This window comes from Streptomyces bohaiensis (assembly GCF_012033785.1).
Taxonomy (GTDB): Bacteria; Actinomycetota; Actinomycetes; order Streptomycetales; family Streptomycetaceae; genus Streptomyces; species Streptomyces bohaiensis.
The window spans coordinates 1-11310 of record NZ_JAAVJC010000155.1 but is presented as its reverse complement, the minus strand read 5'-3'; the positions used below and the strand labels follow the sequence as shown (position 1 = coordinate 11310).

13 protein-coding genes are annotated in these 11310 nt (G+C 72.6%); 11 read left to right on the top strand and 2 right to left on the bottom strand.

Annotated features, from left to right (window positions below; genetic code table 11):
* Positions 1-209 precede the first annotated feature (209 nt).
* The 6 genes from HCN52_RS16450 (at position 210) to HCN52_RS16425 (ending at position 5679) form a co-directional block, all read left to right on the top strand.
* Positions 210-1961 carry a pyruvate dehydrogenase gene (locus HCN52_RS16450; RefSeq protein ID WP_168089209.1) on the top strand — a complete coding sequence of 584 codons (1752 nt, stop codon included), beginning with the start codon at positions 210-212 and terminating at the stop codon, positions 1959-1961.
* Between the two features lie 342 nt (positions 1962-2303).
* Positions 2304-2804: a TetR/AcrR family transcriptional regulator gene (locus HCN52_RS16445; RefSeq protein WP_168089208.1), complete on the top strand. Its 501-nt coding sequence runs from the start codon at positions 2304-2306 to the stop codon at positions 2802-2804.
* 13 nt (positions 2805-2817) lie between these two features.
* Positions 2818-3168 (top strand): hypothetical protein, encoded by a 351-nt coding sequence (locus tag HCN52_RS16440; protein WP_168089207.1) that lies wholly within the window; start codon positions 2818-2820, stop codon positions 3166-3168.
* A gap of 13 nt (positions 3169-3181) precedes the next feature.
* Complete coding sequence (locus HCN52_RS16435) at positions 3182-4213, top strand: alpha/beta hydrolase family protein (protein ID WP_168089206.1); 1032 nt, start codon at positions 3182-3184, stop codon at positions 4211-4213.
* A 249-nt stretch (positions 4214-4462) separates the two neighbouring features.
* Positions 4463-4672: a DUF397 domain-containing protein gene (locus HCN52_RS16430; protein ID WP_376767141.1), complete on the top strand. Its 210-nt coding sequence runs from the start codon at positions 4463-4465 to the stop codon at positions 4670-4672.
* Between the two features lie 278 nt (positions 4673-4950).
* Entirely contained in the window at positions 4951-5679 is a 729-nt protein-coding gene (locus HCN52_RS16425; RefSeq protein WP_168089205.1) for an SDR family NAD(P)-dependent oxidoreductase, read from the top strand.
* 39 nt (positions 5680-5718) lie between these two features.
* Here the strand turns inward: HCN52_RS16425 and HCN52_RS16420 are convergent, their stop codons facing one another.
* A complete protein-coding gene (locus tag HCN52_RS16420) occupies positions 5719-6588 on the bottom strand; it encodes a helix-turn-helix transcriptional regulator (RefSeq protein ID WP_168089204.1) in 870 nt (289 codons plus the stop codon).
* Between the two features lie 225 nt (positions 6589-6813).
* Here HCN52_RS16420 and HCN52_RS16415 point away from each other — a divergent pair, with 225 nt between their 5' ends.
* Positions 6814-7512, top strand: coding sequence for a type 1 glutamine amidotransferase domain-containing protein (locus HCN52_RS16415; RefSeq protein WP_168089203.1), 699 nt, complete (start codon positions 6814-6816; stop codon positions 7510-7512).
* A 202-nt stretch (positions 7513-7714) separates the two neighbouring features.
* Here the strand turns inward: HCN52_RS16415 and HCN52_RS16410 are convergent, their stop codons facing one another.
* A complete protein-coding gene (locus HCN52_RS16410; protein ID WP_168089202.1) occupies positions 7715-8104 on the bottom strand; it encodes a hypothetical protein in 390 nt (129 codons plus the stop codon).
* Between the two features lie 435 nt (positions 8105-8539).
* Here HCN52_RS16410 and HCN52_RS16405 point away from each other — a divergent pair, with 435 nt between their 5' ends.
* The 4 genes from HCN52_RS16405 to HCN52_RS16390 all read left to right on the top strand — a co-directional run.
* The gene (locus HCN52_RS16405; protein ID WP_168089201.1) at positions 8540-9367 is read left to right on the top strand and encodes a helix-turn-helix domain-containing protein; all 828 of its coding nucleotides are present in this window, start codon (positions 8540-8542) and stop codon (positions 9365-9367) included.
* Positions 9364-9570, top strand: coding sequence for a DUF397 domain-containing protein (locus HCN52_RS16400; RefSeq protein ID WP_168089200.1), 207 nt, complete (start codon positions 9364-9366; stop codon positions 9568-9570). Before HCN52_RS16405 ends, HCN52_RS16400 begins: the two co-directional genes overlap by 4 nt.
* 150 nt (positions 9571-9720) lie before the next feature.
* Positions 9721-10473 (top strand): ATP-binding cassette domain-containing protein, encoded by a 753-nt coding sequence (locus HCN52_RS16395; protein WP_168089199.1) that lies wholly within the window; start codon positions 9721-9723, stop codon positions 10471-10473.
* 22 nt (positions 10474-10495) lie between these two features.
* Positions 10496-11310, top strand: an 815-nt coding sequence (locus HCN52_RS16390) for a DUF6297 family protein (RefSeq protein ID WP_312876731.1), incomplete at its 3' end; no start/stop codon positions are given.

Genomic DNA, 11310 nt, shown 5'->3' with positions numbered 1-11310 from the left:
CCCCCCCCGCCGGGCGCCCGCGACGCCGGGCCCGGTCAGGGCGGGCGCGGGGTCCCCGCCACGGGTCACAGCGGATGCGAGCGCGCCGGGCGGAACCGACGATGACGGAGTGGCCCGTCGCCGTCCGGCGGCGGCCGCCCGCGGGAACCCCCGCGCGTACCCGACCCCGCGCGCCGGCGCCGGGCGGACTACCGAGAGGCGGGCCCCCGATGGCCAAGCAGACCGTGGCCGACCAGCTGGTGGAGACGCTCGCCGACAGCGGCGTGCGGCGGATCTACGGCGTCGTCGGCGACAGCCTCAACCCCGTCGTGGACGCCGTCCGCCGCACCGACCGCGTCGAGTGGGTGCAGGTGAGGCACGAGGAGACCGCCGCCTTCGCGGCGGGCGCCGAGGCCCAGATCACCGGCAGGCTCGCCGCCTGCGCCGGTTCCTGCGGCCCCGGCAACCTGCACCTGATCAACGGTCTCTACGACGCGCACCGGTCGATGGCGCCCGTCTTCGCGCTGGCCTCCCACATCCCCAGCGCCGAGATCGGCAGCAGCTACTTCCAGGAGACCCACCCCGACCGGCTCTTCCAGGAGTGCAGCCACTACTGCGAGCTGGTCTCCACCCGCGAGCAGCTGCCGCGTGTGGCGCAGAGCGCCATCCAGCACGCCATCGGCCAGGGCGGCGTCGGTGTCGTCACCCTCCCGGGCGACATCGCCGGGCAGGAGGCCGCCGACAAGCCCGAGCGGCACGCCCTCGTCACCGGGCGGCCCACCGTCCGCCCGGCCGACGACCAGATCGACCAGCTCGCCCACCTGGTCGAGCAGGCGGAGCGCATCACCCTGTTCTGCGGGGCCGGCGCCGCCGGCGCCCACGACGAGGTGATGCGGTTCGCCGGCCGCGTCCACGCCCCCGTCGGGCACGCGCTGCGCGGCAAGGAGTGGATCCAGTACGACAACCCGTTCGACGTCGGCATGAGCGGACTGCTCGGCTACGGCGCCGCCTACCAGGCGACCCACGAGTGCGACCTGTTGATCCTGCTCGGCACCGACTTCCCCTACAACGCGTTCCTCCCCGACGACCGCCCCGGCGTACGGATCGTCCAGGTGGACGTCCGCCCCGAGCACCTGGGCCGCCGCTGCCGCCTCGACCTCGCCGTCTGGGGCGACGTCCGCGAGACGTTGCGCTGCCTGACCGACCGGGTCCGGCCGCGCACCGACCGCCGCTTCCTGGACCGGATGCTGAAGAAGCACGCCGACGCCCTGGAGGGCGTCGTCAAGGCGTACACCCGCAAGGTGGAGAAGCACGTCCCCATCCACCCCGAGTACGTCGCCTCGGTGCTGGACGAGGAGGCCGCGGACGACGCGATCTTCACCGTCGACACCGGCATGTGCAACGTCTGGGCGGCGCGCTACCTCACCCCCAACGGCCGCCGCCGGGTCATCGGTTCGTTCAGCCACGGCTCGATGGCCAACGCCGTTCCGCAGGCCATCGGCGCCCAACTCACCGACCGGCGGCGGCAGGTGGTCACCCTCTCCGGCGACGGCGGGTTCTCCATGCTGATGGGCGACTTCCTGACGCTGGTCCAGTACGGGCTGCCGGTGAAGGTCGTGGTCTTCAACAACTCCGCTCTCTCCATGGTCGAGTTGGAGATGATGGTCGGCGGCCTGCCTGCCTACGGGACCGACAACCACAACCCCGACTTCGCGGCCGTCGCCCGCGCCTGCGGAGCCCACGGCGTCCGGGTCGAGAAGCCGAAGCACCTGCGTGACGCGCTCCGGGAGGCGTTCCGCCACGACGGCCCGGCGCTGGTGGACGTGGTCACCGACCCCAACGCGCTGTCCATCCCGCCGAAGATCCAGGCCGAGATGGTGAAGGGCTTCGCCCTCTCCGCCTCCCGCATGGTGCTCGACGGCGGCGTCGGCCGCATGGCCCAGATCGCCCGCTCCAACCTCCGCAACATCCCCCGGCCGTAGGAGCGCAGGCGCGAGGAGGCGCCGGGGGCACGGGAAAGCATGGCGTTCGTGGTCGGTGCGCGCGGGGTCACCGCGCGGCAGCTGCGGGGGTGCGACCGAAGCTCGGAGCCCGGTAGTCGGATGGGGCGTGGCCCGGCTTCCACGCATGCCACTCGCTGCGCATCGTGGCAGCCACGACTGACATCGGGGCGGTGCGCGCGGCGTCGGGTCCGCGCGGCGCGCGGGCGTCCGGCGAGGTCCGCGCGGCACGGCACCTGCACGAGCGCGTCTCGGTGGCGCGGTCCACGATTAAGGAACGAGCGTTCTTGACTGATCGTTCCTCAACTATCTAGGGTAGTGCTCGTGGGTAGGCCAAGGGCGTTCGACGAGGACGAAGCGGTGCGTGCCGCTGTGCGACTGTTCGGTGAGCGCGCGTACGACGGGGTCTCCGTGGACGACCTCGTCCATCACCTCGGCGTGCACCGCAACAGCCTCTACAAGACGTTCGGCAGCAAGCGCGGCCTCTACCTGATCGCGCTGCGTCGCCATCTCGTGGACGACGTGAACCCGCTGTGCGACGCGCTCGCCGACGCGTCGGACGCCACGGACGCGCTGCGGCTCGTCGCGTCGGCCGATCTCGCACTGCTCCTGCTGGCCGCGGTCGAACGCGCTCCGGTCGACGAGGAGGTCGCCTCCGAGGTGACGGCGGCGTTGGCCGCCGTCGACCGGGCGATCGCCGGCGCGCTGGGGGTTCCCGACGACCTGGCCGCCGCTCTCACCGCTGCCGCGCTCGGCATCCTGCTGCGCGGCAACCCCGACAACGCGGCCACCGCGCTGACTCGATACGTCGGCCTTCTCAGCTGAAAAGGGATCCGGTATGGCACTGGTACGGATAGAAGGCGACAGGCTCGTCGTCGTGATCGAGGGGCTCAGCAAGCTCTGGGCCTTCAAGGGCGGGATGAGCATCCCGCTGGCCAACGTCCGAGGCGCGACCGCCGATCCCGGTATCGCCGCCGAGCCGAAGGGAGTTCGCGCACCGGGCGCTCACGTCCCCGGTGTGATCATCGCCGGAACGTTCCACCAGGACGGCGAGAAGGTCTTCTGGGACGTCAAGGACGCCACGAAGGCCGTCGTGATCGAACTCGCCGACGAGAAGTACGCACGCCTGGTCCTCCAGGTCTCCGACCCCCGCGCGACTGTTGCCTTGGTGGAGAACGCCCTCGTCTGAAGGAGTCAGGCTGATGCTTCGACACATCGCCGCCGCGCTCATGGCGCTGGCGCTCGTCTCCGCCACCCCGGCAGCGGCGGCCTCCCCCCGCCTGGCGCCCGCCGTCGACCGCGAGGTCGTCTTCACGGCCGACGGCACGACCGTGTACGGCACCCTGCACGTGCCCGAGCACCGCACGGGGAAGCGGCTGCGGGCGGCCCTGCTGCTGCCCGGCAGCGGACCCACCGACCGCGACGGCAACCAGCCGCCCGTGACCACACCGAACACCCTGGCGCACCTGGCGGACGCCCTCGGCGAGGACGGGGTCGCCACGCTGCGGTTCGACAAGTACGGCACCGGCCGCACCGGACTCGGCGCCTACGAGGGCCGCCCCGAAGACCTCGACTACCCGGCGTTCGTCCGCCAGGCGCAGGCCGCCTACGAGACGCTGCGGGACCAGCCGGAGACGGACCCGCGCGCGCTGACGGTCGTGGGCCACAGCGAAGGCGCCATGACGGCCCTGCTGCTGGGCGGCACCGCCCACCCGCGCCCGGCAGGTCTGGCCCTCCTCCAGCCGCAGGCGATCCGCATGCTCGACCTGGTCGCGCTCCAGCTCAAGGACCAGGTGGCCGAAGCGACCCGGCAGGGCCAGTTCACGCGGAAGGAGCAACGCGCCATCAACGCGGCCGTTGACGCCGCCGTCACCTCCCTCCGCGAAGGCCGGCCGGTCGACACCACCGACCTGCCCCAGGTGATCGCCGCCCTCTTCGAGGCGTTCCAGGGCCCCAGCGCCCGGTTCGTGGAGAGCGACGACGCCGTCTACCCGCCGGACACCGCCGCCGCGCTCCGGCCCGGCACCCGGGTGCTGCTGACCTGCGGCACGAACGACGTGCAGATCCCGTGCTCCACGACGGACGCCCTGACGACCGCGCTGCGCCAGGCCCACGCCGGTAAGCCGGGCCGCGTGGTGCTGCCCGGGGTGGACCACCTGCTGCACGACGCCGACCACCCGGACACCCTCGCTCCGTCGGTGCTCGACGCGCTGAGCCGGTTCGCACGGCACTGACACGGCAGACCACGCCCGCTACCCGTCGGCGGCGGCCTGTGCGCAAGCGCTCCTGCACGGGTGATGTCCCGCCCGGTGAACCGGACGGGACATCACCCGTGCAGGAGCGCTTGTGCGGTACGGGCCGCAGGATCGGCCGGAACGCGGCCTCGGCGGTTTCCTGACGCGTACCTGCGCTTGCCCGCATGCCGGGCTCCTCTCCCGGGCAGCCCTGTGGGGATGCTCCGCCGGGCCACGAAAGGGCACACCGTGACCATCGAACTCCCGCAGCAGTGGGTCAGCTCCAGCTACAGCAGCAACGGCGGCAATTGCGTTGCGTGGGCTCCGCGTGCCGCGGCCCGTACTGGCACGGTCCCGCTGCGTGATTCGAAGGACCCGGCCGGGCCGTCGCTGGCTGTTCCGGCCGGTGCGTTCGCCGCGTTCGTCGCCGGGGTGAGCTCCGGCGCTCTCGACGGCTGAGCCCTGCGGAGTGGGTGGCGCCCGGGGCGAGGTGTCGACGTATCTGCACGCGGCGCCCCGGGGGTTGCGCCGCGACGGTCCGGGACGTGGGTGCCGGCCAGCGCCGACCGCGGCCGGTCGCGGCGGCCGGGGCTGCGGCTCGGGTGCGCCGGCGGTCGGGCCCGTCACGAAGGACGGTCGGTATTGAGACAGAACCGGCGCCGACAGCTCGGCCGCCCCGTTCGTGGGCAGCGGACGGGTGAACGTCACACCCCGCTCGACGGAAGGTCGAACCTCAGATGTCCCACGTTGTCGTTGTCGGCGCCACCCGGGGCATAGGCCGGGAACTGGCCGGTGCCTACCTGCGCGACGGCGCAAACGTTGTCGTCACCGGGCGTGAAGCGGCCCGGGCCGAGGCCGTGGCCGCCGAACTCACCGCCGAGGCGGCCAAGGCCGGGGAGGCGCCGACCGGTGAGGCCACCGGGCTGGCGCTCGACCTCAGCCGTCCGGAGACCGTCGCCGCGGCGCTCGCCCCGGTGGGGCAGGTCGACCGGCTCGCCCTGGTCGGCATGGTGCGGGACCGCAACACCCTCGCCGGCTTCGACGTCGCGACCGCGAGCGAGCTGGCGGTCACCAAGGTCGTCGGCTACACGGCCGTCGTCGCCGCGCTGGCCGAACGGCTGGCGCCGGAGGCGGCGGTGCTGCTCTTCGGTGGCGGCGCCAAGGACTACCCGTACCCCGGCTCGACGACCCTGACGTCCGTGAACGCCGCCGTCACCGGGATGGTCCGCACCCTCAGCGTCGAGCTGGCGCCGGTGCGGGTGAACGCGATCCACCCGGGGCCGATCCAGGACACCCCGTTCTGGGAAGGAAACGAACAACTGGCCGGTGCCCTCGCAAAGTTCCGGAGCGAGTCGCTGACCGGTGAACTCGGCGTCATGGCCGACGTCGTCGACGCCTGCCGCTTCCTGCTGGACAACCGGCTGGCCAACGGCATCGACCTCCCGCTCGACGGCGGCCACGTGTGACCGGCCCGGTGGCGGCTGGGTGAACGAGGCTCACGGGGTTCAGGACTCGCCGGAAGGGACGGTCGGCGTGAGCGCCCAGGAGGTGAGGAGGTCGAGTGCCGCGCGGGACGGGGAGCCCGCTTCGGTGCTGTAGAGGAAGACAGCCGTCTCGGTGTCTCCGGGGAGGGCGAACGTCTCGTACTGCACGGTCATCTCGCCGACGAGCGGGTGGAGCAGTCGTTTGGAGCCATGCGTGCGCTGGTGCACACGGTGCTGCCGCCACCAGTGGTCGAACTCCTCGCTGCTGTCCCGCAGTTCGGTGACGAGGTCCTGGACGGCCCGGTCGTCCGGGGTGCGACCCACGTCGAGGCGGAGGTTCTCCACGGCTGCGCGGGCCTGGAGCTCCCAGTCGACGAAGAGGGTGCGCGCTTCCGGATCGAGGAGGAGCCACCGTGTGTAGTTGCGTCGAGCCGGAGGCAGGGCGTCGAAGTCGGTGAAGAGCGCCTTGGCCAGTCGGTTGATGCCCAGGACGTCTCCCCGGCGCCCCAGGGCCAGGGCGGGGGTGCCCTCCAGGGAATCCAGCAGTTGGTGGAGGCCGGAACGCAGGCGTTGGACCGTTGGCGGTCGCCGGCGTCGGGGAGCAGCGGTGGCGGTACCGAGGAGGTCGTTGAGGTGGGCACGGCCGGCGGTGTCGAGCTCCAGCGCCTGGGCCAACGCTTCGACCACCGCGGGTGAGGGGGCGATGTGTCGTCCCTGTTCGAGGCGGGCGTAGTAGTCGGCGGAGACCCCGGCCAGGCGTGCCACCTCCTCGCGTCGCAGGCCGGGCACGCGGCGTACGCGGGTGTCCGGCGGCAGCCCCGCGCGCGCCGGATCGCACTGCGCCCGGGCCCGACGCAGGAAGTCGGCGAGTTCGCGGTTCGAGGCGGCCATGGCTCCAGTGTGGCCGAACCGCCGCGGCCACGGCCATCGCAACAGGGGACTGTCAGTCCTAGGCAGGGCTCACGCAGGAAGGCCAGGGCCGATGACGCCCGCCCTCGGGCGGCCGGGACGGCCCACAGTGGAAGAGCCGACGGATCAGCCGATCCGACCGCCCGGTCACACAGGTGGCCGGCTGACACCGAGAAGCCGAGAAGCCGAGAACCCGAGGAGCCAGTCATGAGCCGTGTTCTGATCGTCATGTCCGCAGCCGACGTGTGGGAGCGCACCGACGGCTCGCAGTACCCCACCGGCTACTGGGCGGAGGAGGTCGCCGCGCCGCACGAGGCATTCGTCCGCGCCGGCCACACCGTCGACTTCGCCTCCCCCCGGGGCGTGCTGCAGCCCCTGGACCAGCACAGCGCCGACCCGGCGGTCGCCGGTGAGGACTGTGCCCGGCACGTGGCCCACGCGCAGCAGGCGCTCGGCGACTACGGGCCGCTGCTGAAGCTGGAGGAGGTCTCGGCCTCCGACTACGACGCCGTGGTCCTGCCGGGAGGACACGGCCCCCTCGTCGACCTCTTCCAGGACGCGGACCTGGGCCGACTGCTGGTCGAGACGGACCGCACCGGCAAGATCGTCGGCGCGGTCTGCCACGGCCCGGCCGCGCTGCTGTCCGCCGTCGACGAGCAGGGCGAATGGGTCTTCGCGGGCCGGCGGATGGCCGCGTTCACCGACGAGGAGGAGCGCCTGTTCGGCACCGCCGACAACGCTCCCTGGCTGCTGGCGAGCCGTCTGCGCGAGCGCGGCGCCCGGCATGAGCAGGGCGCCCCCTACCAGCCCTTCACCATCCAGGACGCCAACCTCGTCACCGGACAGAATCCGGCTTCCAGCGCGCCGATGGCCGAAGCGATCAACGCCGCGCTTGCCGCGAGCTGACCCGCCCCTCGCCCCGGCCACCGCGCGGGCCGCGGGCAGCGGCACAGCACGTCTGCTCGGCCCGGACGACACCGCCGCTCCTGGATTCTGGCCCGCGGCGCCTCCACCGGTGTGTCGGGTCGGGCGGCGGGCAACCGCCCCTGCCGGGGCCTTGCGGGGTGGGGGAACCAGCGGGTTCGTCCCGGCAGGGGCGGGGTCGGGGTCACCCGTGCGGGACGGGCCGCAGGATCGGGCGGGCGGAGAGCGAGTAGAGGACGTCCGCCTCGCCGGAGCCGTGCACCCGGTCCCGGCCCCGGGCGTTGGCGCTGATCGGGTGCAGGTCGGCCAGCGCCGCGCACTGCACGGAGCGGAACGCGGCGTCCGCCGACCACTCCCGGAAGACGGCGGCGACGGGGTGCGGGGTGTGACCGCTGCCGCCGGGGTCGGGTGCTTCGAGGGCCCGTGCCAGGCGGGCGGCGAGATCGTGGAGCCAGTCCACGGCGCGGTCCGGGGTGTCGAGCCACGCCCCCGCCAGGTACCAGTCGCGACCGAGCTCCGACGAACGCACCACGGCCTCCGCCCAGTAGCCGTCGACCAGTTGTCCGGCTCTCACGTCATGCCCCGTTGGCGGAGGTAAGGAGCGCCATCCTGTTGTCCCCTGCCGGGTTGTCCTTCACCGCGTACGACCCGAGCGGCATCGGGGCGTTGAGCCGGCCGACGGCGGATCCGGGAAACGTGCCGTGCAGCGCCGTGGGAACGGTCGATCACTGGTTGTCCAACTCCCTGAAGTGGGCGTCGATGGACCGTCTCAGCGTGGCCACTATGCGACGGAGGTCATCAAGGGACATCTGTTCAATATCTGTGCCGTTGGTGATCGGCTTCGGCTTCTCCGGCCCCTGCTCATAGGGGCTCGTACCAGGGGTCTCGCGGTCACCACGCACGACCACTCCGTTCCGTAGCTCTTCCACTACCGGACTGGTTCAGCGTGACCTAGAGTCGACCGTCCCATCAACTTGCGCCTTCTGATTGATGAGTGCACGGGAGAGTAATGAACCGGAAGGACATTGACCCCGATGCGTCCGCTGCGGCGGCCTTTGGGCAACGTCTGCGCAGCATGCGGGATGAACGAGGGTGGACCCAGGAGGAGCTGGGTGCCCGAATCGGATGCACGGGGAGTCATGTCTCCGCGGTGGAAACTGGTCGTCGTACACCGACTCAACGCTTCTCCGCACGGTGTGATGCGGTGTTCGGCACGGGGGACCGGTTCGAGCGCCAGGGGCGAAGTGTGCGACGCAGCGCCTTCATCGAAGGGTTTCCGGAGTACCTGACCCACGAGGCGCGAGCCGCTGAGATCAGGCTGTTCGAGGTGGGAGTCATCCCCGGTTTGCTGCAGACGTCCGAGTATGCGACGACTCTCGAAGCGGATGCGGTACGGCGAAGAGCGATCACGCCCGAGCAGGCCGCCGAGCGAGTGGAGATCGTGGCGCGGCGGCAGGCGACGCTCGACCGAACCCCGTTACCTCTCATCCACGTGGTCATCGACGAAGGCTGTATCTATCGTCCGATGGGGACCCCGCAGGAGATGAGGGCGCAGTTCGATCGGCTGTTGGCCTTTGCGGAGGAGCCGCACACGCTGCTTCAGGTGGCGCCCTTTGCCATGGGACCTCGACGGCCTTTCAGCCTCCCGCTCTACATCCTGACCATGCCGGACCGCTCGCTGATGAGCTACGCGGAGTCCGCACAACACGGTCAACTGGAGCGAGAAAGTGCCTCCGTCGTGCGGATGCTGACCGCTTACCATCAACTACAAGCAGAAGCTTTACCCCAAGCTGCGTCTGTCGCCATGATCGAGAAGCTACGAAAGGCCACCCTGTGACTGCCGACTCCCCCCGCTGGTTCGCGTCCTCCTACAGCGGCAACGGCGGCGCCTGCGTAGAGGTCGCCACCAACCTTGCCGCGTCGTACTCCACGGTCCCGCTGCGTGATTCGAAGGACCCGGCCGGGCCCTCGCTGGCCGTTCCGGCCGGTGCGTTCGCCGCGTTCGTCGCCGGGGTGAGGTCGGGCGCGCTCGACGGCTGAGCCCTGTCCTGCCCGCGCCCCCGGACCCCACCGCGCTCGCCGCGTCGGGTTCGGGGGCGTTTCCGTTGAGGCTCTTTCCCGGCGCGCCCGGGGCGGTGCCAGGATGAAGCGGGCCGTCGTTCGCTCGGCCGGTGCGAGGAAGGGACGCGGATGGGGATCGGGCAGCGCCTGCGGCGGCTGACGGGCGGGGCGGACCGCCGGGCGTCCGGTGCGGAGCCGGGGGCTCCCGCGGTGGTGCTCGACGGCGTCAGCCACGGCTACGACGGCCCGATGGTGTTGCGCGACGTGGAGCTGACGGTGGAGCGCGGCAGCTGCGTCGCCCTCCTCGGGGAGAACGGCTCCGGCAAGTCCACCCTGCTGCGGCTGGTCGCGGGCCGCGAGACCCCCGACGCGGGCACCGTGACCGTCCTGGGTCGGACCGCCGACGAGGACGACCCCGCGCAGCGCCGCGCCGTCGCCGCCGTCCTGGACAGCGGCATCGGCTACCCCGACCTGACCGTGCGGGAGCATCTGCTGCTGGTCGCGCTGGCCCACGGCCTCGGTGAGGACGCCGCCGACCGGGTGGACGAGGTGCTGGCCGAACTCCACATCGCGGCGCGGGCGGACGCCCTGCCCCGGGAGCTGTCCGCCGGGCAGACGCAACTGCTGATGCTGTCGCAGGCGTTCGTGCGACCGCCCGCCGAACTGCTGCTGCTGGACGAGCCGGAGCAGCGGATCGACACGGCCGGGCGAGGGCGGATCGCCGCACGGATCGCGGCGGCGCGCGCCGCCGGCGGTGCGGTGCTGTTCGCCACGCATGATCGGCAGCTCGCCCACGAGGTCGCCGACAGAGTGCTGACCTTCACGGAGGACGGCAGCCCGCAGCTGCGCCCGGTCAGCGATGCGGACACCGCCGATGACTGAACCGCCGAGGACCGAGCCGCCGGTGACCGAGCGGACCGTGAGGAGAGGAGCGGCGAGCCGCCCGCAGCCCGCCGCTCCGGACGTGGTGCCGCCCGCCGGCACCACCGGCGCCGTCCTCGGTCTGCTGCACGAGGCCCGTTCCGGGGAACGTCGCAGGCGGCGCCGGAGCGCGCTCTACGGCTGGTACTGCGCGGCGCTGCTGGCGGCGATCTGGGGGCTGCCGCCGCTGATCGCACTGGCCGGGGCCGCGACGGACGGACAGTTCGACGGAACCGCCGCCGGTCGGCTGCCGGAGCTGCTTCCTGCTGTCCTCCCCGCGCTGGTCGCGACGGTGGTGGCGCTGCTCGGCGCGCGAGGCCGGTGGCACGGCCCGGTGCAGGTGGAGCAGGCCGCGTTGAGCTGGCTGGTGGCCCATCCCGTGTCGCGGCGGGCGCTGCTGCTGCCCCGCCTTCTCGCCTCCTGGGTGGTCACCGGCGTACTGGGGGCGGTGGCGGGCGCGGCCGGCGGGTTCCTGTGGCACGCGTTCGGCGTGGGCGTCCCCGCGCTGATGGTGCCCGCCGGCGCGTTCTGCGGTGCCGCGGTGGGGTTGGCCGGTACGGCGCTCGCCGCCCGGGTGCAGCGGGGTGCGGGGAGGTCAGCCGCCGGACCGGGCGGCAGGCGCGCTGCGGGCGGGGTGCTCGCCGTGCTGTGGGCGGTGGCCCTGGCCGCCGGGGTGTCGCAGTCCGCGGCCGGGGACGGGCCGGGGCTCCTCGCCGAGGTGGGGCTGTGGTCCGGACCGTGGGGGTGGGCGGTGCTGCCGCTGGTCGCGGCGGCCGGTGGCGCGGGGCCCGCGGCGGC